The sequence below is a fragment of the Archangium lipolyticum genome, assembly GCF_024623785.1.
In the GTDB taxonomy this organism is placed as follows: domain Bacteria; phylum Myxococcota; class Myxococcia; order Myxococcales; family Myxococcaceae; genus Archangium; species Archangium lipolyticum.
The window spans coordinates 115,495-136,402 of the sequence record NZ_JANKBZ010000001.1 but is presented as its reverse complement, the minus strand read 5'-3'; the positions used below and the strand labels follow the sequence as shown (position 1 = coordinate 136,402).

Below are 20,908 nucleotides of genomic sequence, written 5' to 3'. Positions count from 1 at the left end.
GGAGCATCCCTGGCAGGCGTCTTGCTCCGGGTCGGGTCCATCCCAACCAGGAGTTGACCCATGACGACGCCCGTTTCCGGCAGCCGTGCCGGTGAAGTGCACCCCTCACTGGACGAGCTCGCCGCCGCCCAGGGCACCGCCCCGTCTTCCGGGTCCACGAAGGAATCCAGGACGGCGGCCTCGTGGGAGTCCAACACCGTCACCCGGGCGCCCGCGTCTACGGCGGTGCCCGACGCGCCGCGCGAGTTCCCCACCGGGACGATGGACTACTACCGCAAGCGCCACTTCGACTTCGTTGACCGGAATCCCGGGGTGCCGCCCCCGCCGTACTACCTCCAGTATGGAGACAAGTACGTCCAGGCCTTCAAGGCGTTGGGCTCCGACAAGCTGTCCCCCGAAGGTCTCGCGTGGCGCGACCGGGCGCTGAAGGGCCTGCAGGATGCGATGGAAAACCGGCGCAAGGCGTCTCCTGCTCCTTCCGAGCCTTCCTTCGCCGAGCTCGAGCGCGACCCGCAGAAGTTCAAGGAGTTCGCCTATGACACGCACGTGGATGCCTACATCAACGCGGGTCTCTTCAAGCTTCCCATTCAGGACTTGAAGACCATCCTTTTGACGCCGGATTTCAAAGATCTCTTGGATCCGGATGGGCGCGCGCAGATCAAAGAAGTCGCCATCAACAGAATGCATCGCAGCGACGTTGCGGCCATCCTGGCCGCGACCCCTGACGAGGCGCTACGCCGCAACGTCCAGCCCACGGTGGATCAGATCCAGCGCGAGATGAAGGCGCGCATGGCGCAGGGTTGGCTTCAGAGCGGCTATTGATGCTGGGTGGGCCCATGCGCAAGTTCCTTCTCGTCCTCCTCTTCAGCCCCTGCTTCCTGTGTATCGGTGTCAGCGCATTCGCCTGGGTTCAAGACACTCTTCGCGATCAGGGCATCGGAACCGGCACCAGCGTGTGGAAGCCCCTGGGTCCACGGCTCGAGCACAATCGGCCGCAAATCTGGGAGAAGATCTTCATCGGTGATCACTCCGCGTTCTACACGCAGAGCCATTACCCCGACGATAGCACCACGCTCTGGCGCATCACCCCCACCGGGCCGCGCCGCTGGTCCTCATTCCCAGGCAGGATCTCCTCGTTGGCAAGTACTGGGGGGGTGTGGTTTGGCGTCATGGCTCTGCCGGGCCCTGTGGGCAGGAAGGACGAGTGGAGTAGCAAGCTCATCCGCTCGCGTGACGAGGGTCGCACCTGGGACGAACTCGGCGAGGTTCCCGGCCCGTTGATGCTGCTTGCCGTGTCCGAGCAGGAGATTTGGGGTCTCGGGCGAGAAGAACTCTACGTCAGCAAGGATGGGGGCCGGACGGTCACCATCGTGTCCCTACCGGGGAAGCGCAATTACAGTAAAGATCGGCTCGCGCGCGGTCCGAACGGGACCGTGTGGCTACTCGAGCCCGAGGGACTCTTCCGCATCTCGGACCAGGGAGAGCGCTGGACCCACGAGGTCATGCCGGGCGTCGAGCTGCTGGACGGTAGCGATGGCATTCTCGTCGGGCGTGTGGCCGGAACCCTGGCCATCCGCCACGACGCTCCGGGGGCTCCATGGATACCCTTCAACTTTCGGAATCACCACGTGGAGGCCTTCGCCGTCTCGGGTGACACCATTCGCGTCATCACTGACTCCATGGATCCATTCAAGGATGGATTGGATGTCTGGTATCACCAGAGCGAGGACGGCGGCCGCACCTGGGCTCACATGGAGACCGATGTGGTGTTCAACATGGCCCTCCACGGGCGGGAGTGGGGGGTTGGCAGGGACATCTTCGGCCAGTTCTATGGGCGCGTCCCCACCCATTGATGGGGGTCCACGGCCCGCCCGTCACCGTGTGCCTCAGTGCTGGTGGCCGAAGCGCACGTCGAGGGCCGGGTGCTCGGTGGCGAGCTGGCGCAGGCGCTTGAAGCTCTCGGCGCTCCTGGGGATGTCGGCGGAGAAGGTGCCCGGCTCCACGTCGTGCTCCCAGCCCCAGCGGGTGTGGCTCGCGTCACCCGTGAGCAGCACCGGGCCCTTCGTCGTGCGCACGACGTACGCGGTGCTGCCCGGCGTATGGCCCGGGCACCCAGAGCGCCCAGACCGAGCCGTCCCCGAAGATGTCGAGCACTCCGGCGAAGCGGCCGGCCTCATCGGCCTGGTAGGCCCACTCGTTGAGGGCCGCCTTCCCCTGGAGCGCACGGTCCGTGCTGCCTTGCGTGAAGGCGTTGAGGAGCGCTCGGGCGGAGGTCTCACCCGGGCCCGCGTAGACAGCGGTACCCGCGGGGACGTCCGCCATCCCCATGATGTGATCCGTGTGCAGGTGCGTGAGGAACACGCCCTGGAGCGGCTTCTCCTGCTTCGCCAGCCAGTCCCCGAGGGGCTCGTGGATCTTCATCGTTTCGGTCTTCATGACCGAGGCCACCATGCCACTCACAGCGGCCTTCCCGGGCTCGTCGCGCAGCGCCTTCTCCACGCCGGTGTCGACGATGAACGTGCCGTGCTCCGGGTGCCTCAGCACGTGGAAGTACACCTGGATGTCCTCCGGACCGTCGGCGAGGCCCGCCTCCTTCGCTCGCGGGTGAGCGAGGTTGATGAGGCCGCTCCGGTCCACCTTCCAGTCGCGCAGGATTCTCATGGGCATGCGCCAACCCTACCCATACGCCCATGGATTGGAACCGGCTGTTTCGTCATGATGCCATCCATTCATGGATATCCCCTGGGAAGACGTGCGGCTGTTCCTGGCGGTGGCGGAGACAGGCAGCTTGAGCGGCGCGGCGCGGAAGCTCCGCATCGGTCAGCCCACCGTGAGCCGCCGCCTGGCCGCGTTGGAGTACTCGCTCGGCGCGGCGCTCTTCCGGCGCAGTGTCGATGGGGCCTCGCTCACCAGCGCTGGTGAGCGGCTGCTCGCGCCCGCGAGGAAGATGGCGGAGTGGGCCGGTGAGGTGGGTCGCGCCGTGGAGTCCTCGGACACGTCGCCCCGGGGGCTCGTCCGCATCACGGCGAGTCCCTACCTGTGCGCCGACTTCCTCGCGCCCTTCGCGGCGTGGCTCTCGCGGACACACCCCGGCCTTCGTCTCGAGGTGCTCTCGAGCATCCAGTACCTCGACCTCAACCGGGGAGAGGCGGACCTCGCGCTGCGCAACAGGGCCCCCACCCAGGAAGGCCTCAAGGGGGTGCTGACGCTCGAGTTCGAGAACGCCGTCTTCGTCTCGAAGTCGCTCGCCGCGAAGCTGCCGCGTGAACCGCGCCTCGCCGACCTCCCGTGGATCGCCTGGGCGCCACCGCTCGATATGCTGCCGCCCAATCCGCAGCTCGAGGAGCTCATTCCCGGGTTCTCCCCGGTGTTCGCCTCGGACAACTACCTCGTCCAGATCGCCGCGGCCGAGGCCGGGCTCGGCGCCGTGGTAATGGCCCGCTTCCCGCACCGCTTCGCCCGCCCATCGTCGCTCGTGCCACTGTCCATCGAGCTCGGCCCCTTCGCGCGCAGCTCGCTCCATCTGGTGTGCGCGAAGTCGGCGCTCGACATCCCCCGCGTGCGCCGGGTCTCGGAGCTCCTCGTGTCCGAGCTCGAGAAGGTGGGGATGGGGCATTCCCGCGCGTGAGCCCGGCAGCTGCTCACGGGTCGCGCTGGTACATCACGTCGGTCCGTAGCACGTACTTGGTTCCGCCTCGAACCACCGCGCCCTCGTGCAGGACCGCGTGGTCGAACAGCAGTCCCATGCCCCGGGCCGGGATGACCTCCTGCTCCAGGTCGAGGAACCGCGTCTCTCCGCCCTCGCAGTCCCCATTGAGGTAGACGAGCAGGGTGAGCATGCTCCGCTCCACGGGCGAGCGGATGAAGGCCCCATCGAAGTGCGGCGCGAAGAACTGCCCCGGTTGGTAGCGGTAGCAGCGGAAACGCTCGTTGGTTCCCACCGCCCTCCAGCGGCCCAGCACCGGCGGTACGCAGTGGCGCACGCGCTCGAAGAGCTCCGCCGCCAGCGCCACGTCGTCGAACATCACCCGCTCGTTGTTGCGGATGTCCGGGCGCATCACGAAGCCCCGGAGCGTGGTGATCGGCGCCGGGGCCGGTCCCAGTGACTCGATGCGCTGTCTCATCTCCTCGCACTCCGTTTCGGAGAGCACGGCCGACATCGTCTGGATGAATGGCCGCTTCGACAGCACCTGCGCGGGTGTACCCATGGCGATCCCCCTGCGGAACAAGCTTGGTGTAATTTACACACCAAGCTCGGTGCGCGCAAGAGGCCGCGTGGGGACGGCCCGTACGCTCACGTCTCGCGCGTGCTCTTTCCGAAGGGCGTGAGGGCCATCATCGCCAGCTTCACGTGCTGGATGGCGAAAGGGATACCGATGATCGACACGGCGAGTGGCAGGGCGAGCGCGAGGTGGCTCAGGAAGATCCACACTCCGGCGACCACGAGCCAGAAGACGTTCAGCACGCAGCCGATGGGGTTGCTCCCCGGCGCTTCGACGATCTCCTTTCCGAAGGGAAACAGCGCCAGCCCGGCGAGCTTGAAGCACTGCACCCCGAAGGGAATGCCGACGATCGTGAGGCACAGCAGGAGGCCACCGATCAGGTACTCGAGGCAGATGACGATTCCACCGCCGAGGATGGCCCACAGGAGGTTCAAGAGCAGTCGCATGTCCCCAGCTTAATGCCGCCGAAGCGCGGCATGCCTGTCTCCTCCAGGGGAAAGCGACGGAGGTGCGCGCTCCCGGCGGGGAATGAAGGTGGATTCGGGTGCTCGAGATGCTCCTCAGGCGAGCAGCCACGGCCGAGGAGGGGCAGTGCGCCTGGCGGGGGCTCCACGGCTACATTGAGCCTGGACCCTTGGAGGAAGGGGTTGGACATGCTCAAGAGCCTTCTGACGACCGCGGCCGTGGCGGTGTCCTGGGGAGCCGTGGGGCTGGCCCATGCGCAGTCGATGGCAGGGAGCCATCAGCTCCAGCAGCCGATGGCGGGAAGCTACTACCTTCAGCAGCCCCTCGTTGGCAGCTATCAGCTTCAGCAGCCAATGGTGGGGAACTACTACCTCCAGCAGCCCCTCATCGGCAGCTATCAGCTTCAGCAGCCGCCAGCGGCTGGTGACTCCCTTCAGCGGCCCCCCGCGGCTGGCTACTACCTCCTGCAACCGCCAGCGGCTTACTACTACCTCCTGCAACCGGGCTATGGCGGGGGGCAGTGGGACGAGACCGTCTTGGGGGCGCCGGAGCAGGAGCCATAGCCAGCGCGCACTTCCCGGACACGGAGGCGCCCGGGAAGTGCGTGCCAGTCACTCAGTTGTTGGGCGCGCCAGCGAGAATCCAGGAGCGGATACGGGTGAGCTCGCCGGGGTGCTCATCGAAGTAGGCCGGGTTGCTCGGTGGCATCCTGCTGCCGCAGGCGGTGCCGTTGATCTTCTTCACCACCAGGGAGTTGTCGGGCTGGTTCGGTACGACACGCACGGTCGCGCCGCAGCCGGCGGGGAACCCGCCGGCACCGTTCGTGTTGACGATGGAGGCGTAGGACTTACCCGCATCCAGGTTGAGTCCTCCCCGGGTGCCGCTGCTGCTGTTGTGGCAGCTCGTGCACTGCGCATTCCAGATGGGCTGGATGTCGTTGGCGTAGGAGGGAATGGCGACCTGCACGTCCACCGAGCGCGTCACCGAGTCGTGCCCGTCGGACACCGTCACCTGGAAGGTATAGGAGGTGGCCGTGGCGATGTCGCCGGAGCGCCACTGCGCGGCGGCGGCGGTCTGGTTCGTGAAGGTGCCCGCGCCCGCGGGGCTCACCGTCCAGGAGTAGGTGAGCGTGTCCCCGTCCGGATCGGTGGCGCCGATGGAGAGGTTGATGGTGTCTCCCGCGATCGCCGGGGAGGGCGGGGGGATGGCCGCGTCCACCGTGGGGGCCCGGTTGACGGTGGGAACGTTCGTCACCGCCACGTCCACCGTGCCCTCGGCCGTGCCTCCCTTCCCATCCGAGACCGTCACCTGCAGGGTGAACGTCGTGTTGGCCGGCACCGCGGGCGCCGTCCACGTGCGGTTCTCCCCGGTCTCCTGGCCGAAGGTGCCAGCGGGAGTTGCCGGGGTCTGCGTCCATGTATAGGTGAGCGCGTCCTCGTCCCTGTCGGCGGCGGTCACCGCCAGGGTTGTGCTCGCTCCCTCGTCGACCGAGGCAGGCGTGGCGGTCACCTTGGAGAGGGTGGGGGCGTGATTGGGGCTGGGGTCCGTGGGGTCGGGGTCGAACAGATCGCATCCGATCCATCCCAGGCTCAGGAGCAGTACCGCATGGAGCGACTTCCGCTGAAGCGTGTGCATGGCTCTCCCTTGCTCGGGCTTCACCCGCGTGCCCGGCACCACCAACTATCGCATGCGTGTCCGTCAGAAAGTCTCACGGTCTCCAGCGTGCTTATCTACAGTGCCGGCCCTCTGCTCCGCGGGGGATGGCCCGGACCGTCGGGCTGCCTTCCTCCGTGGAACAGAGTTTTTTGCTGGAGGAATTACATGGATGCACCTGTTTCGTTCCGTCTCAAGCCGAAAGACCCGTCCCTGAACGCGCGCTATGCCGCTGGAAAGGTCCCGATGACCACGCTCATCGAGGACTACATCCACGAGCGCCTTGACATCGAAGGGGACTTCCGCACCTTCATCCGCGAGCGCCACACCGTGGCCGACTACAAGTTCGTCGCGGACCACTTCAAGTTCCTCATCACCAACTTCCTGCCCGAGGTGCTGGTCCACTCGCAGGAGCAGGATGTCCGCATCGGCCGCGAGCACTACGATCGCGGCAACGACTTCTTCGGCTGGTTCCTCGGGCCGAGGATGATCTACACGTCGGGCTTCTTCACCGACACCAACCAGAGTCTCGAGGACGCGCAGGACCAGAAGATGCGCCTGGTCTGCGAGAAGCTGCAGATGAAGAAGGGGGAGCGCTACCTGGACATCGGCTGCGGCTGGGGAACGCTCGTGGCCACCGCCGCCAGGGACTACGGTGTCGACGCGACGGGCATCACCATCGCGCAGAAGGGGGCCGCGTACGGCACGGAGCAGATCGCCCGCATGGGCGTGGCCGATCGCGCCCGCATCCTCACCCTGGATTATCGCGACATCCCCCCCGGCCCCTACGACAAGATCTCCTGCCTGGAGATGGCCGAGCACGTCGGCGTGAGGAAGTTCCAGTCCTTCATGGAGCAGGTCTACGGCATGCTCGCCGATGACGGCCTCTTCTACCTGCAGATCGCCGGGCTGCGCGCCAAGAAGGGCACCCTGGGCTTCCACTTCGAGGATCTCGTGTGGGGCCTGTTCATGAACAAGTACATCTTCCCGGGCGCCGACGCCTCGATGCCGCTCTCCTTCGTGGTCAGCAACATGGAGGCCGCGGGCTTCGAAATCCACAGCGTGGAGAACGTGGGCATCCACTACTCGCTCACCATCTCCCGCTGGTACGACAACTGGATGACCCACCGCGAGGAGATCGTGAAGGTCTACGGCGAGTGGTGGTTCCGCCTCTGGCAGATGTTCCTCGGCTGGTCCGTGGAGATCGCCGCCCAGGGCTCGTCGACCTGCTTCCAGGTCGTCGCCAACAAGAACCTCGATGGCTTCAACCGCCGGCGGTGGCTCGGCGCCGTGAACCTCGGCGAGCGCGATCTGAAGAAGTAGTCCTGGCCCGATTGCCCCGGGGTTGCCGCCCGGCCCCGGGGCGTCTTCGGCACCTGCGGGGAGGGGTTGTGTCGGACATGTGACAGTCCCCCACCGTCCCAGATGTTTCGGATCCAAAAATCCAGGCGGCCAGGTTGCGGCGGAAGGGGTCATCCCCACCGATATTGGGTATGCGCTGACCTCAGGTGGGGAGTGGCGGAGAGCACATGAAGCGTGGTGTCGCCGGAAAGCAACCGGTAGGGCTTGGAGCCGAACCGGAGCTGAAGCGGAGTCTGGCGCTGGCCACCCCGGCGGACAGCGTGCGGGGCATGTTCTTCCGCAGCGTGTTGGAGGTGGTGCGGGCGCTGGGAGACGAAGCAGCCGTGGAGCGCTGCGCGGAGGCGTGCGGCGGGCGCCGGTTCGTGGACTTCACCTGCTACCCGACGGCTTCCTTCCTGCGGCTGCTGTGGTCGGCGGCGGATCTGCTGAGGGACGGGTACGGGAGCTTCGAGGGAGCCCTGCGGGCGCTGGGACGCCGGGGCGCGACGGACTTCCTGTCCTCCTCGACGGGCAGGCCGTTGCAGGCGTTGCTGATGGGCAACCCGAAGCGGCTGCTGGAGAGCCTGCCCATGGCGTACGCGGTGGCCTCGGCCAATGGCGGGCGGTGCTCGGTGACGCTCGGGGCGCGGGACAATGCGCTCGTCGTCCTGGATCGCGACTTCCTCCCCCGCGAGTACGTGGAGGGGGCACTGGCGACGGCGCTCGAGGTGGTGGGGACGCGTGAGCCGCGGGTTCGGGGACGGCCGACGGGGCCACTCTCCATCGAGTACACGGTGACCTGGGGGTAGGATGGGGGCATGCAGCTCGCCATCCCCCAGGCCCCCCGGAGTGTCCCCCTGTCGAAAGTGCCCGGTGCCATCCCCCGGCTCGTCCGGGTGGGGGGGGTGGGGCTCGCGGTGATGGCGGCGCTCGGCGTGGGGGCGTCGCTCCTGGGCCGCTTCGTGGTGGAGGAGCAGGCCTTCCTCTCGCGGGCCGAGGAGCTGGAGGGCCAGGTGGCGGCGATGACGCTCCCGCCTCGGGACGAGCGCGAGGGCGCCGAGGCGAGGCTCGAGGTCATCTACGCCGTGGGGAAGGTGCAGTACTCGGCCAGCGGGGTGCGTACCCGGGCCGAGTATGCCGAGGGCCTGGGCCCCGGGGCCCGCGTGCGGTTGCTGGTGGATCCCCAGGTGCCGGACAGGCCGCGCGAGGCGGATTACGTGCGCTCGCGGGCGAGGACGCTGGGGCTGGTGCCGTGGGGGCTCGCGCTCGGAGGGCTCGTGGCGGTGGGCCTCTTCGGCCGGGAGCTGCGGCGGACGCTGCGCGCGGAGCTGGAGCCACTGCGCAAGGGGATGTTGGTGTGGTTGACCCCGGAGGGCCCGCTGCCCGAGGCCCGCCGGGAGGTGCTCTTCCCAGCCAGCTACTGGAAGCAGGACCAGAAGCACGCGGTGCGCGCGCGCCTGCGCCCGGGCGGGGCTCCGGTGCGCAACGGGGAGAAGGTGCTGGCGGCGGTGCTGTCCTCGCTGCCCGGCGAGGCCCGTGTCATCGACGAGGCGCTGGCCCGGGCGCTGGGGTGGGTGCGCTGAGGCGCCCCCTCAGTCGTGGACGAAGTACTCCAGCGCCATCACGCCGAAGGCTTCCTTCGTGCCCAGATCGTTGCCCCGCTGGAGGCCCGCCGCGGCGAAGCGGGGGCGGCCGTCCTGCCCCAGCCCTCCCGGCCGCACCATGCCCATGGCTCGGACGCTGGAGTCCCTGGGCACGGCCACCACCGGCTTGCCCTCGTTCGCGGCGGCCGCGGCGCTCTCGACGTCCGCCCGGCGCCAGCCCCGCATGGTGCCCTCGTGGCGCAGCCAGTCGCACGTCTGCACGAGGGTGAGCTCGCGCGGCCCGACGAAGTGGGGGATCTCCGCGTTCATCGCGCGGGTGACGTCCCAGACGAAGATGTGGGCGCGGAGCTGCTTGGGGTCGGCCGACTCGTAGCGCGGGTTGTGGCCCGCGGCGAACTGGTTGATGACCTGCTTGTAGAGGTCCGGGGAGCGCCGGCCCTGGCGGCTCTGCAGGGGCGCGTGGATGGCCTTCCACACGTCGCGGCTGATGACCTCCGGGGGAGGCGTGGTGCCGTCGAAGGTCTTCCCCGCCGCCGCGGAATTCTCCTCCGTGGGGGGCGCCGCGGGCTGGCGGCGCGCGCCCAGGAGGGCGTCCACCTGGGTGTGCTCCCCCTCGCCGTCGAAGGCGGACTGGTCGAGGCGCTTCTTGTAGGACTTGGAGTCCTGGGTGGAGGCCAGCTCGAAGGCATTGACGCCGGCGCGCACGTTGGGCAGCCCCGACAGGGTGGGGCTGCGGCGTATGGCGGGTTGCTCCCCAGTGGGGCTCCTCGCCACGGGCACCGCGCCGTTGGTGGCCGTCCGGGGTATGCCGGTGCCCGTGCTCGTCCGGACCGCCGGGGTGGAGCCACTGGTGGAAGTGCGCTGACCCGAACCCGAACCGCCCTGACCCTTGCCCTGTCCCGAGGGGGGTTGCGACATGGGAGCTCCCCAGAATCCGTGAAAACACGGAGTGTACTCGCGCGCGGGGTGGGGCTTCAAACCCCGGTGGGGCGAAAAGTTGCCGGTGTAGGTGGGCCGTGACACACGTCTGTAGCCCTCGCCCTTGTCTGGAGGACTCGACCCATGAGCCCACGCCTCGCCCCGCTGCTGCTGGCCCTGCTGCTGCCGCTCGCCGCCCAGGCGAAGCGCGATCCGGCCGAGGCCGCCTACCAGGAGGCGCGTCGATCCTACTACACCCTCAAGGACGACGCGGCCCGGCGCAAGCTGCGCCACCACTGGCTCAAGGTGGCGCACCAGTTCGAGTCCGTGTACAGCCGCTTTCCCAAGAGCCAGCGGGCTCCGGAGGCCCTCTACACGGCCGCGGAGCTGCTCAACGATCTGAGCCGCATCTCCTTCGTCCCCGAGGATCAGCAGGCGGCGATCGCCGACTACTCGCGCGTGGTGGAGTCCCACCCGAGGCACCGGCTCGCGGACGACGCGGCCTACATGCTCGCGCGCATCTACTTCGAGCAGTTGGATCAGCCCGAGTCCGCGCGCCGCGTCCTCAACGGCATCCTCGCGGCCAACCCGAAGGGAGATCGCGCCAAGGACTTGAAGGCGCTGCTGGCCCTGCTGCCCGCGCCGAAGACTCCCGCGCCCGTGCGCAAGGCACCGGCTCGCGCTCCGGAGCCGCCGCCCGCTCCCGAGCCCAGGCCCGCCGTCGCCTCGGCCGAGCCCCCCAAGCCGGCCCCGGCCGAGAAGCAGCCCCCGGTCGAGAAGCAGCCGGTCGACAAGCAGGCCCCCGCGGAGCAGGTGCCGGTGATCCACGTCGAGCTGTCCAAGCCAGCCGAGCCGGAGCCCACCAAGGTGGCCCAGGCTCCGCAGCCGGCTCCCGTTCCGGAGTCGAAGCCGGTGGTGGAGCCCGCGAAGCCGGTGACGGCCCCGGTGGACGAGAAGATGGCGCAGGCCCGCCTCAAGGCCGTGGCGAAGGCGTCCAACGGCACCGAGCTGACGCTGGCGGAGCAGCTCGGGCTGAAGGTGCGCCGGGTGGTCATCGACGCGGGCCACGGCGGACACGACACCGGCGCCATCGGCCGCAAGGGCACCCGGGAGAAGGACGTGACGCTGGCCATCGCGCGCAAGCTGGCGAACGAGCTGCGCAACCGGGGCCTGGAGGTGATGCTCACCCGCGAGGACGACCACTACCTGAAGCTGGAGGAGCGCGCGCGCATGGCCAACGAGATGAAGGGCGACCTGTTCATCTCCATCCACTGCAACTCGGCGCACACCTCGAAGCTGCGGGGCATCGAGACGTACACGCTCAACACCTCGGCGGACCGCTACTCCATCCGCCTGGCGGCGCGCGAGAACGCCTCCTCGGAGAAGGGCATCAGCGACCTGCAGTTCATCCTCGCGGACCTGGCCACCAAGGCCAACACCGAGGAGTCCACGCGGCTGGCCACCCGGGTGCAGAAGAACCTCGTGAGCCACCTGTCCAGCAGCTACTCCGGCGTGAAGGATCTGGGCACCAAGGAGGCGCTCTTCTACGTGCTGCTCGGCGCGAAGATGCCGGCCATCCTCGTGGAGGCCTCCTTCCTGTCCAACTCCGAGGAGGAGCAGCGGCTGGCCTCGGAGAAGTACCAGGACGACGTGGCCCAGGCCATCGCCCACGGCGTGGAGGACTTCCTCGGCGGCCGTCAGGTCGCCAAGGTGCAGGTGAATTGAGCCTCAGTTGATGACGCGGCGGGCCGGCTCTCCCTGGCTCGCGGCGGACGCCGTCACCGGAGGCTGGCGGGCGATCTGCTCGCTGGCCGCCTGGAGCACCCTGGCCGTCGCGCCCTCGGGATCGCGGAAGAAGTGCGGCGACCACAGCCGCACCAGCTTCCAGCCCTGGCCCTCCAGCATGGCCGTGCGGAACAGATCCCACTCCACCGGATCCGCCGCCTTCGGGTAGCGCGCGCCGTCGCACAGCACGCCCACCGTCACGTCCCCGGCCCGGCGGGGGTGGTGCAGCGCCACGTCCACGCAGAAGCCGTCGTTGCCCCAGTGCACGTCCGAGGACACGCCGTGCGTGCGCGCCAGGCCCTCCGCCAGCGCCCGCGCGAACACCGAGCCCGCCTCCGTCTCCCGCTCGCGCACCACCGGCTCCGGCCGCTCCTGGGTGGCCTCCTCGGGTTGTCCGGACTCGCGCGCGTACTCCTCCGCGAGCCGCTCGGCGTACTGGAGGTAGGCGAAGAGCAGCCAGCCTCCGTTCGGCTTCCGGCCGCTCTCCACGGGAGGCAGCGCCGTGTACACCTCGCGAGGAATCGACGTGACCAGGTGCACCATCTGCCGCGCCCGCGTCACCAGCACGTTGAGCCTCCGCCCTCCGCCCGCGCTCCCCAACGGACCGAAGCGCCGGTAGAAGCGCCCCTTCGCGTCCGGGCCATACGTGGTGCTGATGATGATGTGATCCCTCTCGTCTCCCTGGACGTTCTCCAGGTTCTTCACGAAGAGGCCCTCGAACGAGCCCTCGCCACGCCGCGTCCGCGCCGCCGCCAGCTTCGCCGCGAAGTCCGCGTCCGCCGCCGCCAGCTCCTCCAGCACCTCGGTGATGGCGTCGCGCTGCGACAGGTTGAAGCACGCCACGCCGATGGACGGCGGCTCCGGCCGCGAGAGCAGCTCCTTCACCAGCGCTCCCACGGCGCGCGCCTCCACGACGTTCACCCGCTTCTCGTACAGGCCTCCCGCATGGACGAGCCGCAGCGGCGCGTGCTCCACCCGGTTGGACGGGTGCCCCGGAATCGCCTGCAGCCGCGAGTCATAGAAGTGCTCGTTGCTGAACCCGATGAGATCCGCGTTGCGCGAGCGGTAGTGCACGTCCAGGTAGCACTGGTCGATCTCCAGGTTCAGCGCCGCGCCGAGCAGATCCTCCACCTCGGACTGCTGATCCTCGAAGAGGCCCTGCTCGTCCTCGGCGTCCAGCTCCTCCTGGCTCTGGACCACGGCGGACTCGAAGAAGCGCGTGGGCGGCAGCTGCTTGGGGTCTCCAGCGATCACCACCCGCTTCGCCCGCGTCAGCACCGGCAGCGCCTCCTCCAGACGGCACTGCGAGGACTCGTCGAAGATGACCACGTCGAAGAGCTCGCGGCGGGAGAAGATCTGCGCCACCGTCTGCGGGCTCGCCATCCACACCGGCCGCATGTCGAAGAGCGGATCGCCTCCCTCGGCTCCCGCGCCCGCGGCGATGACCTGACGCACCCGCAACGCGCGCTCGCCCCGCAGCAGCAGGCGGCGGCGCAGCTCCGCCCCGAGCCCGTTGAGCCGCCCGCCCGTGGAGGCCAGCAGGCGCTCGCGCTGGCGCTCCGTCCAGCGGTGCAGGATGACGTCGCGCACCAGCTCGCGCTTCCTCGCCTCCAGGGCGCGGTGGCGCGTCTGGCTCGCGTGGTGGCGATCCGCGTCGATGTGCTGCAGCACTGGATTCTCCCGCACCCGCGCGGAGATCTCCGAGGCCAGCACCGTCTTGCGCACCGCGCGCCAGCCGTCCTCGGGGTCCGCGCCAGCCAGGGCCAGCTTCTCGGCCGCCGCGCCGAGCGACGCGGGCAGGCCGGCCACCACCGACTGGATCCTCAGCAGTCCCTCCACGCTGGACAGCCGCGCCGCGAGCGACGAGAGCAGCGGCTGCGCCTGCGCGCCCGCTCGCAACGCCCGGCCCTGTGCCACGCACCAGGCGGACGAGAAGAGGCCCACCTCGGCCAGCCGCGTCTCCAGCCCGGCCACGTCCTCGGCGCGCGCGGCCGACTGGCGCAGGCCCGCGAGCAGGCGTGCCCGTGCCGCTTCATCGCCGCGCAGGGACTCGCGCACCATCTGCCGGCAGGAGGCGAGCGTCGGCTCGCTCTCCAATGTCAGCAACACCTCGAACAGCGCGGCATGGGTCCGCAGGCCACGGGCCAGCGCGTCGTCCGCGAGCGTCCCGGTGGCGCCCGGAGAGAGGACCGATTGGTGATAGTCGGTGAGCAGGGCTCGCGCGCGCACGCCGTTGAGGAAGCGGGAGACGCGCTCGACGGCCTCGATCCCCAGGGTGAGCCCGAAGCGCCGCAGCACCTCAACGGCCTTCGATCTCCGGGTGAAGAAGAAGAGGAAGCGGTACCACTTGCGCGCTACCTCCATCCAGGCCGCGAGGAACGCCATCCACTGTCCCAGCACACCCAGGCCCTGCGGCTCCGAGCGGTGCACGAGCGCCAGCTCCGCGTCCAGCGGCCCCTCGCTCAACACCCGCACCTGCGGCGCCAGTCCCTCCAGCTGGGTCTTCGCCGCCTGCACGGCCTCGGGCGTGGCGGAGATCCACCGCGCCAGCGTCTCGGGGGCCGCGTCCTTCAGCACCGGCTCCAGCTTGTCGGCGAGCGCGGCGCGGGCCCGGCCCTCGGCCACCACGTCTCCCGAGGGAGAGAAGGCCGGTACGTCCGGTGAGGACCGCGCATCCGCCTCGCGCGCGGCCTCCACGGTGGACGCCATCCGCTCGCGGTACGTGGCGAGCGGCGTGGAGAGGTAGTCCTTCAGCTCGGCGCCCAGCGCGGTGCGCCAGGGGTTGTCCGGGTAGCCCTCCTTCACGGCGCGATCCAGCACCTCGCGCACCTCGCGCTCGTGCGGGCGCGCATCGGCGAGGCGGAAGGTGCCGAGGCTCTCCGTCGCACGCGCCAGGGACTCGGGCGCCTCCTGGCCGAGCCACTGGCCCACCAGCTCGTGGAAGGAGGGCTCGGTGCCTCCGGCGGGACGCTCGGAGAGGGCGCGCTCGGCCGAGGACAGCTCGTCGTGGAGCGTCTGCAGCTCGGTGTCCACGCGCGAGAGCTCGGCCTGGGCGGCGGGGTTGCCCCGGGTCTCGGGCAGGTTGTCGAGTTGCTCGCGGATGCCGAGGTAGAGCTCGCGCTGGTCGCGCTGCGCGTCGTGCACCACCGCGCAGAGGGAGCCCAGGCCGAGGTGCTCCAGCCGGTGCTTCACCACGTCCAGCGCGGTGCGCTTGTCACAGACGAGCAGGACGCGCTCGCCGCGCGCCAGGTGGTCTCCGATGGCATTGGCGATCGTCTGGGACTTGCCCGTGCCCGGAGGCCCGTGGACCACGAGGCCCCGGGTGCTGCGCGCGAGCCGCACCGCTCGCGCCTGGCAGGGATCCGCATGGGAGACGAGCCGGTCCTCCCCCGCGCGCCAGGTGCCCTGGGACGCCGCTTCCGGCCTGGGAGTGCCCGTGCCCCCGAGGGAGACGCCCACGCGCAGGAAGCTCTCGATGGGACCCTGGACGGGCTCGCCGTCCACGAGGGCCCGCATGTCGTCCACGAGGCTCTGGTTGGACAGCGGGTAGAGGCCGAGCACGGCGCACGGGAGGATGGAGGCTCCAGTGGTGGACTCGTCCTCGGAGCGCGGGGTGGGGGAGAGGGGCGTCTCCGGTGTGAAGGGAGCGGGAGCGGGCAGCTCCAGGGCCCTGGCCACGGCGGCGGCCAGTTCGTTGATCTCGCGCCAGGGCTCGACGCCCTGCTCATCGGCGAAGAGCGCCCCGAGGGATTTGCCCGTCTGCCGTTCCACCCAGGCGATGAGGGCGGTGTTGGGCATGACGCGCTCCACGCCGTCGGCGGCGGCCTCCAGCTCCACGCCCGGCGTGCGGCCCTTCTTGAGGGTGAGACGCACGGGGATGAAGGCGATGGGGGCGAGGATGCGCCGGGTGTTGGCGAAGCCCCGCTTGTCCTTGGCGTCGGGAGGCAGGTGGAGCAGGGGATAGCCCACGTGCAGCACCTGGGCGCCGGTGTCCTGCTCGAAGGTGCGGGCATCCTCGGCGATGGTGGACAGCTTGCGCAGCAGTGCCTGCCGCTCGTCGTCCTCACGCTTGGAGGGAGCGTCCGCGGCATCCTTCGCGGGAGGCGTGGCGCGCACGGAGAGCTTCGCCGCGCCCTTTTCTCCGAGGAGTCCGGCCAGCACGGCCTGGGGCGAGGTTCCATCCAGGCGGCTCAGCAGCGTGAGGTCCACGCGCTGGCGGCTGTTGTGGGGACGGCAGTTGATGCTCGGGCCCGAGGCGAGCGAGGCGTACAGCCGATCGAGCATCTTCTCGAGGAAGCGGTTGTGGGACTCCGACAGGGCGCACCTCCAGGGGGACTCGCTCCTCCTATCACGAATGAGAGGGAGCGCCCTCGCCTTCGTCAGGCTCCCGAGCCTCGTGTTGAACCCCCGTGCCCGACGTACTGGGAGCGGGAGTTTCGTCGGATCATGAACGATAGCGCCCGCCTTGCAATCGGCCTTGAAAGGGAACCCAACCTTTCCATTCGTTTCCAGCACCTTGCTGGGCTCGACGGCTTGACATGGTTGTAAGCAGTTTTTGTAATCGACGGGAGGGGTTTCAGGCTCGGGCTGCTCGCATGGTGAGGCGTGCCAATGTCTATTTGCAATCTCCCCTTGTTGCTCTTGCTTCTGTCGGGGTGTGCGGCACCGAGGTCCGTTACCCTGGTCGAGGGGCAACTCGAGCCGAGGCACTTTCGGTTTGTCACGATCGTTGAGCAGCGCGGCAATGACCCGGGTGGGTGGCGTGCCGCCTGTCTCCACTTGCCAATCCAGAGCGATACGGGGGACGCAATCATCTGCCGGATGGGGGTCGATATGCCGATAAAGACCGAGGAGGATGGGTTCATTTCCCTCTCACTGGCCCAGCGCATCGCCGCGAACTGCGCAAACAGTGCAGCGCAACATGCCTTGACGGCCACAACCCTTGAGACGCCTCTTGGTGTCGCGTGCGAAAGCTTCAAGAACTCATTCCATTTGATGCTAAATGCCGCAATCGCTGGATCGCGCGTGAAGACGGCATGCCATCCCAAGGCTGAATCCGCGAGGACCGGCCGCTAATCTCCATGTCCTTCACATCAGAGCAGCTGCTGGCTATTGCACGGAACTACTGGCGCGCTGACAAGATTTATCATTTCAGATCCGACAGCAGCCCAGAGCATGAGCGGCTCTGCGGCCTCTGGGAAGAAGAGCTGAAGAAGATTGAGCGGTGGTGGGCGTTCCTGGATGAGCTCAAGAAGGAGCTTCCCGGGTTCACGATTGGCGATGCGACCGCGACTCCCGATGCCTGCTTTCGTTGCGCCGCATACTCGCCCGTGGGCGACCTGTCCAACACGCGCCGCTTCGCTGTCGTTGGCTGTGTCAGCATTCTCGCGCCCGTTTACACTGTTTACGGGGTGGAGTACTCACGGATTGAAAAGAAGCGACACAATCCCAGAGCATTTTTCGAGCCTCTCCCAGCCGAAATGCGCCACCCCGCGGATGTTGTTTCCAGGAAAATCGAAGCAACTTTCGGGGTGAGTGCGCTTCCTCGTGAGATCGCCGATACCCCCATCCCGCTCTATGTCGAGCCGATCGAGCCGCCCAATACCACTTTGTTCCATGCATTTTTCACGAGCGAGCCTGCATCCTTGCCTTGATTTCACGGGCGGATTTCATCGCCAGCCGAGGATGGCGTTGAGCAGCGACAGGCGCACCTCAGTGCCAGGCAGCCGCAGCGAGTGCAGTTCCCATCGGCGGCTCACCGGAGAGCGCTCTCCCCAGCAGGTGGAGCGGCGGCGCCGCGTCGCCTACCGGTTGTAGTCGCGGGGCCCTCAGAGGAAGGCGAGGTCGACGTACACCGGTACCTCGGGCGGGCAGGTGGGCACCGGGGCGCCGCCGATGGCGAAGGCCAGCACGTGCGTGCACATCCGGTTCGCCGGGCCTCGCACGCGCGGTGAGCCCTGGTTCTCCAGCCCGTCCTCAGCGTCCAAGCGGCGGCCAGGGCTCGCAGGGCGGGAGAGCGGTTGCGGGGCTCCGACAGAGTGCACCTCCAGGGGGACTCGCTCCTCCTACCACGAATGCGAGGGGGCGCCCCCGTCTCCATCAGGCTCCCGCGTCGTGGGTTTGACGCCAGGCGGACATGAGCACCAGGCGGACAGGATGTAGGGTAGGGCGTGTGCCCTGGCCCTCTCCCACAGGTTCTGGACGGGCGCCTCACCGGAGCGGTCTCCTCCACGGATTTCGGATGGAGGTGGGCTGGATGAAGGATTCGATTGGCGCGGGCGAGGGGCCCTGGCTGGAATTCGCCCCTGGCGAGCGCGTGGCGGGCTTTACCATCGAGGGGAAGATCGCCAGCGGTAGCTTCGGCATCGTCTACGAGGCCACCCGGGACGGGAAGCCCTTCGCCCTCAAGCTGGTGCCCATGGGGGAACGGGGGGACCGCGAGGTGGATGCGTTGCGCCGCGCGCGGCTCCCCAATGTCGTCGGCTTCCGCGGGTACTGCCTCTGGCCGGAAGACGAGCCGCACTTCCTCGTGCTGGTGCTGGAGCTGGTCAAGGGTGACCCGCTGGACGTGTGGGCCAGGAACGAGAACCCCTCCGCGCTCGAGCTGGTGCGTCAGGTGTTGTTGCCGCTCGCGCGCACTCTCGCGGCGGTGCATGCCGAGGGCGTGGTGCACCGGGATGTGAAGGAAGCCAACATCGTCATGCGCGAGTCGGACGGGCAGCCGGTGCTGGTGGACTTCGGCGCTGCCGCATACGAGGGCGCGCAACGCCTGACGATGCGGCTGCCGCCAGGTACCCGGGAGTACCGCAGCCCCGAGGCATGGCGCTTCGCCCGGGAGTGGGAGGGCGAGTGGTACCCGTCCGGGCCACGGGACGACCTGTGGGCGCTGGGCGTTACGCTCTACTTCCTCCTCACGCGCGAGCTGCCCTTCGGTGATCGGAACGACGCGCGGATGATGCACGCCATCCTCCATGAGAATCCGGTGGCGCCTCATGTGCTCAACCCGCGCGTTCCCCCGGCGCTGGGCGAGCTGTGCCTGCGGATGCTGGAGAAACAGCCCGAGTCCCGGTATGCGGACGCCACAGCGCTCGGGCAGGCGCTGGAGGAGGTACTGGCCCGCGCGGATGGTGCATGGCACGCGCCGCTCTTCCCTGGAGGCAAACGAGAGAAGCGCCTCGTTCCTCGTCCGTCAACGGCGGCTCGTTCTCGTTCGATGAGATGGCCCTGGGCTGTCGGTCTCGCTCTCTCCGCGCTCGTCCCGTGGCACGACTCCCCCGAGCCTACCCCACGCGAGGAGTCGACCCCCTCTCAGCCGACGTCAGAGGCCAACTCCTGCCAGGAATTGGCGCCCACCGGCATGACGGGAGAGGTTGAGCACGGCGCGGAACTTCCGAAGTCATTCACCCCCGCGCCCGTCGCCAGTGCGACGTCAAGCGAGGAAGACCCGGTGCTCAAGTCCAAGACGGTCCGTTCCCTGGCTGTTTCCTTCTGCGTCTCCACCTCCGCCTGCGTGAGCAGCCCGCAGCAGCGTCCGCCCCCTCCGCCCGAGGCGTGCCCGGCTGGCTCCGCGGATACCCTCGAGCCATTCGGTATCGAAGAGGGGGATTATGGTCCCGTGTTCATCGAGTTCTTCCGTCCTCCTGTTGATTTGTATCTGGCGGAGGGCGACGTCACCGCCATTGTCGACAGGGGCTGGAAGGGACTCCCGGAGGGGACCCCCATGTATGGCAAGGTGCTTTTCGGGAACGGTCGTGTCTATGGCCGCTTTACGCGGATTCGCCTGCCGGGTGGGGAGGTTGCTCCGGTCTGCTTGGAGGTGACCTCGTCCAGCGGAACGGGTATCGCGATGCAGCCCGAGCGCATGGGTAGGAAGGTCCGCGTCATCAACAACCTCCATGTCATGTCGGTGAGGCGCTTCGAGTAGCCACGCACCGGAGACCGCAGCCGTGCTCCCTACATCCTTTACTGCCATGCTGGCTCTGGTGCTTCTTCGGGGCTCGCCCGTCGTGGAGCCATCCACTGTTGGCTCATGTGCGGAGGTGCAGCGTATCGAGCTATCACTTTCGTCCGAGGCGACACGCGAGGTATGCATCAGCCCAGGGCTCATGACGGGATTCCTCTTCGATGCTCCTGTCGTCGTGGAACTGCAGGACGAAGTCCGTTTCGAGGAGGTGGTGCGTGGACGCCAGCTTCTCACGCTGTTACCACCCCAAGATATGGTGTCTGGGGAGCGGCTGCGGTTCGTCGTTCATTTCGGGGGCGGAGTGGCCCAGGGGTCCATCGCTTTCACATTGGTGGCTCACTCAGGGAGGGCCACCCATCAGGTGGAGGTCTTTCGGGACAAGCGCACCCGGGAATCCTTTCAGCAAGAGGTGGAGCAGGAGCGTGCGAAGAATCGGCAACTCCGCGAGGATAACCGGCGGCTGCGGGCTCGGTTCGAGCGGATAAGGGAGCTCGGGAGCCTCGTTGCCAACGAGGCGGTGGGGATCCATGGAATCCAAGCCAAGGAACTCGACCCGAAAGCGTTCTCGGAGTTGGGGGGGATTCTTTACTTCGACAGGGGCCTCAGCTATCGCGGCGAGTCGACGATCGCCGCGGAGATCTGGCTGAGAAATTCCGGCTCGGAGCCTTGGACGACGGTGGGGGGAACCCTGATTGACTCCGATGGAGAGGAACTGACGGGTTTGAAGATTCGTCAGGAGGAGGCGATTGTGTCCGACCGGGCCAGCGTGGTCATCGTGGAAGCCAATGCCAAGAGGACCCAGGCGCGAGGCTATTTGAAGCTGAAGCTCTGGGATGAGGGCCTGCGCGTCGTTACCTTTCCACGCATGATGTTCCCATAGGGAGGGTCAGCACGCCGTGCTTTTCAGCGACCTCATCTCAGGATATTACCTGTTAATCTTGGGGTGCTCCTGAGAA

At 68.2% G+C, this 20,908-nt stretch carries 19 protein-coding genes; 11 read left to right on the top strand and 8 right to left on the bottom strand.

The window, feature by feature from the left end:
• The first annotated feature begins 60 nt into the window (after positions 1 to 60).
• Positions 61 to 822, top strand: a complete 762-nt coding sequence (locus NR810_RS00535) for a hypothetical protein (protein ID WP_257446147.1) — start codon at positions 61 to 63, stop codon at positions 820 to 822.
• A gap of 14 nt (positions 823 to 836) precedes the next feature.
• Positions 837 to 1,853, top strand: coding sequence for a beta propeller repeat protein (locus tag NR810_RS00530; protein WP_257446144.1), 1,017 nt, complete (start codon positions 837 to 839; stop codon positions 1,851 to 1,853).
• A gap of 33 nt (positions 1,854 to 1,886) precedes the next feature.
• Here the strand turns inward: NR810_RS00530 and NR810_RS00525 are convergent, their stop codons facing one another.
• Together NR810_RS00525 and NR810_RS00520 are read right to left on the bottom strand one after the other, a co-directional pair.
• Entirely contained in the window at positions 1,887 to 2,075 is a 189-nt protein-coding gene (locus NR810_RS00525) for an MBL fold metallo-hydrolase (RefSeq protein ID WP_257446142.1), read from the bottom strand.
• The gene (locus tag NR810_RS00520) at positions 2,038 to 2,667 is read right to left on the bottom strand and encodes an MBL fold metallo-hydrolase (RefSeq protein ID WP_257446140.1); all 630 of its coding nucleotides are present in this window, start codon (positions 2,665 to 2,667) and stop codon (positions 2,038 to 2,040) included. The genes NR810_RS00525 and NR810_RS00520 overlap by 38 nt, the downstream gene beginning before the upstream one ends.
• A gap of 64 nt (positions 2,668 to 2,731) precedes the next feature.
• Between NR810_RS00520 and NR810_RS00515 the strand changes: the two genes are divergently transcribed.
• A complete protein-coding gene (locus NR810_RS00515) occupies positions 2,732 to 3,628 on the top strand; it encodes a LysR family transcriptional regulator (RefSeq protein WP_257446138.1) in 897 nt (298 codons plus the stop codon).
• Positions 3,629 to 3,641: 13 nt separating this feature from the next.
• Here the strand turns inward: NR810_RS00515 and NR810_RS00510 are convergent, their stop codons facing one another.
• Positions 3,642 to 4,208 (bottom strand): 2OG-Fe(II) oxygenase, encoded by a 567-nt coding sequence (locus tag NR810_RS00510; protein WP_257446136.1) that lies wholly within the window; start codon positions 4,206 to 4,208, stop codon positions 3,642 to 3,644.
• An 86-nt stretch (positions 4,209 to 4,294) separates the two neighbouring features.
• Entirely contained in the window at positions 4,295 to 4,669 is a 375-nt protein-coding gene (locus NR810_RS00505; protein WP_257446134.1) for a YccF domain-containing protein, read from the bottom strand.
• Between the two features lie 207 nt (positions 4,670 to 4,876).
• On the opposite strand from NR810_RS00505, the gene NR810_RS00500 reads away from it, so the two are divergent.
• Complete coding sequence (locus tag NR810_RS00500) at positions 4,877 to 5,251, top strand: hypothetical protein (protein WP_257446132.1); 375 nt, start codon at positions 4,877 to 4,879, stop codon at positions 5,249 to 5,251.
• Positions 5,252 to 5,303: 52 nt separating this feature from the next.
• Here NR810_RS00500 and NR810_RS00495 read toward each other — a convergent pair whose 3' ends face one another.
• On the bottom strand, positions 5,304 to 6,323 hold the full coding sequence (locus NR810_RS00495; RefSeq protein ID WP_257446130.1) for a PKD domain-containing protein: 1,020 nt from the start codon (positions 6,321 to 6,323) through the stop codon (positions 5,304 to 5,306).
• Between the two features lie 186 nt (positions 6,324 to 6,509).
• Between NR810_RS00495 and NR810_RS00490 the strand changes: the two genes are divergently transcribed.
• The 3 genes from NR810_RS00490 (at position 6,510) to NR810_RS00480 (ending at position 9,265) form a co-directional block, all read left to right on the top strand.
• Complete coding sequence (locus tag NR810_RS00490) at positions 6,510 to 7,664, top strand: SAM-dependent methyltransferase (protein WP_257446128.1); 1,155 nt, start codon at positions 6,510 to 6,512, stop codon at positions 7,662 to 7,664.
• A gap of 206 nt (positions 7,665 to 7,870) precedes the next feature.
• On the top strand, positions 7,871 to 8,491 hold the full coding sequence (locus tag NR810_RS00485; protein WP_257446126.1) for a DUF2378 family protein: 621 nt from the start codon (positions 7,871 to 7,873) through the stop codon (positions 8,489 to 8,491).
• A 9-nt stretch (positions 8,492 to 8,500) separates the two neighbouring features.
• The gene (locus NR810_RS00480; protein WP_257446123.1) at positions 8,501 to 9,265 is read left to right on the top strand and encodes a DUF3592 domain-containing protein; all 765 of its coding nucleotides are present in this window, start codon (positions 8,501 to 8,503) and stop codon (positions 9,263 to 9,265) included.
• 9 nt (positions 9,266 to 9,274) lie between these two features.
• Here the strand turns inward: NR810_RS00480 and NR810_RS00475 are convergent, their stop codons facing one another.
• Entirely contained in the window at positions 9,275 to 10,204 is a 930-nt protein-coding gene (locus NR810_RS00475) for a hypothetical protein (RefSeq protein WP_257446119.1), read from the bottom strand.
• 144 nt (positions 10,205 to 10,348) lie between these two features.
• Here NR810_RS00475 and NR810_RS00470 point away from each other — a divergent pair, with 144 nt between their 5' ends.
• On the top strand, positions 10,349 to 11,929 hold the full coding sequence (locus tag NR810_RS00470) for an N-acetylmuramoyl-L-alanine amidase (protein ID WP_257446116.1): 1,581 nt from the start codon (positions 10,349 to 10,351) through the stop codon (positions 11,927 to 11,929).
• Between the two features lie 3 nt (positions 11,930 to 11,932).
• Here NR810_RS00470 and NR810_RS00465 read toward each other — a convergent pair whose 3' ends face one another.
• Complete coding sequence (locus NR810_RS00465) at positions 11,933 to 16,273, bottom strand: AAA domain-containing protein (RefSeq protein WP_257446113.1); 4,341 nt, start codon at positions 16,271 to 16,273, stop codon at positions 11,933 to 11,935.
• Positions 16,274 to 17,070: 797 nt separating this feature from the next.
• Here NR810_RS00465 and NR810_RS00460 point away from each other — a divergent pair.
• Complete coding sequence (locus tag NR810_RS00460) at positions 17,071 to 17,643, top strand: hypothetical protein (RefSeq protein ID WP_257446110.1); 573 nt, start codon at positions 17,071 to 17,073, stop codon at positions 17,641 to 17,643.
• A 174-nt stretch (positions 17,644 to 17,817) separates the two neighbouring features.
• On the opposite strand, the gene NR810_RS00455 is transcribed toward NR810_RS00460, so the two are convergent.
• The gene (locus NR810_RS00455) at positions 17,818 to 17,976 is read right to left on the bottom strand and encodes a hypothetical protein (protein WP_257446108.1); all 159 of its coding nucleotides are present in this window, start codon (positions 17,974 to 17,976) and stop codon (positions 17,818 to 17,820) included.
• A gap of 269 nt (positions 17,977 to 18,245) precedes the next feature.
• On the opposite strand from NR810_RS00455, the gene NR810_RS00450 reads away from it, so the two are divergent.
• Complete coding sequence (locus NR810_RS00450) at positions 18,246 to 19,913, top strand: serine/threonine protein kinase (RefSeq protein WP_257446104.1); 1,668 nt, start codon at positions 18,246 to 18,248, stop codon at positions 19,911 to 19,913.
• 46 nt (positions 19,914 to 19,959) lie between these two features.
• Positions 19,960 to 20,832 (top strand): DUF2381 family protein, encoded by an 873-nt coding sequence (locus tag NR810_RS00445; RefSeq protein WP_257447735.1) that lies wholly within the window; start codon positions 19,960 to 19,962, stop codon positions 20,830 to 20,832.
• Positions 20,833 to 20,908: the final 76 nt, after the last annotated feature.

What these genes read in the sequence shown, in the direction of transcription:
- NR810_RS00535 (WP_257446147.1), top strand. Translation starts at nt 61, where the DNA reads ATGACGACGCCCGTTTCCGGCAGCCGTGCCGGTGAAGTGCACCCCTCA.
- NR810_RS00530 (WP_257446144.1), top strand. Translation starts at nt 837, where the DNA reads ATGCGCAAGTTCCTTCTCGTCCTCCTCTTCAGCCCCTGCTTCCTGTGT.
- NR810_RS00520 (WP_257446140.1), bottom strand. Translation starts at nt 2,667, where the DNA reads ATGCCCATGAGAATCCTGCGCGACTGGAAGGTGGACCGGAGCGGCCTC.
- NR810_RS00515 (WP_257446138.1), top strand. Translation starts at nt 2,732, where the DNA reads ATGGATATCCCCTGGGAAGACGTGCGGCTGTTCCTGGCGGTGGCGGAG.
- NR810_RS00510 (WP_257446136.1), bottom strand. Translation starts at nt 4,208, where the DNA reads ATGGGTACACCCGCGCAGGTGCTGTCGAAGCGGCCATTCATCCAGACG.
- NR810_RS00505 (WP_257446134.1), bottom strand. Translation starts at nt 4,669, where the DNA reads ATGCGACTGCTCTTGAACCTCCTGTGGGCCATCCTCGGCGGTGGAATC.
- NR810_RS00500 (WP_257446132.1), top strand. Translation starts at nt 4,877, where the DNA reads ATGCTCAAGAGCCTTCTGACGACCGCGGCCGTGGCGGTGTCCTGGGGA.
- NR810_RS00495 (WP_257446130.1), bottom strand. Translation starts at nt 6,323, where the DNA reads ATGCACACGCTTCAGCGGAAGTCGCTCCATGCGGTACTGCTCCTGAGC.
- NR810_RS00490 (WP_257446128.1), top strand. Translation starts at nt 6,510, where the DNA reads ATGGATGCACCTGTTTCGTTCCGTCTCAAGCCGAAAGACCCGTCCCTG.
- NR810_RS00485 (WP_257446126.1), top strand. Translation starts at nt 7,871, where the DNA reads ATGAAGCGTGGTGTCGCCGGAAAGCAACCGGTAGGGCTTGGAGCCGAA.
- NR810_RS00480 (WP_257446123.1), top strand. Translation starts at nt 8,501, where the DNA reads ATGCAGCTCGCCATCCCCCAGGCCCCCCGGAGTGTCCCCCTGTCGAAA.
- NR810_RS00475 (WP_257446119.1), bottom strand. Translation starts at nt 10,204, where the DNA reads ATGTCGCAACCCCCCTCGGGACAGGGCAAGGGTCAGGGCGGTTCGGGT.
- NR810_RS00470 (WP_257446116.1), top strand. Translation starts at nt 10,349, where the DNA reads ATGAGCCCACGCCTCGCCCCGCTGCTGCTGGCCCTGCTGCTGCCGCTC.
- NR810_RS00465 (WP_257446113.1), bottom strand. Translation starts at nt 16,273, where the DNA reads ATGCTCGATCGGCTGTACGCCTCGCTCGCCTCGGGCCCGAGCATCAAC.
- NR810_RS00460 (WP_257446110.1), top strand. Translation starts at nt 17,071, where the DNA reads ATGTCCTTCACATCAGAGCAGCTGCTGGCTATTGCACGGAACTACTGG.
- NR810_RS00450 (WP_257446104.1), top strand. Translation starts at nt 18,246, where the DNA reads ATGAAGGATTCGATTGGCGCGGGCGAGGGGCCCTGGCTGGAATTCGCC.
- NR810_RS00445 (WP_257447735.1), top strand. Translation starts at nt 19,960, where the DNA reads ATGCTGGCTCTGGTGCTTCTTCGGGGCTCGCCCGTCGTGGAGCCATCC.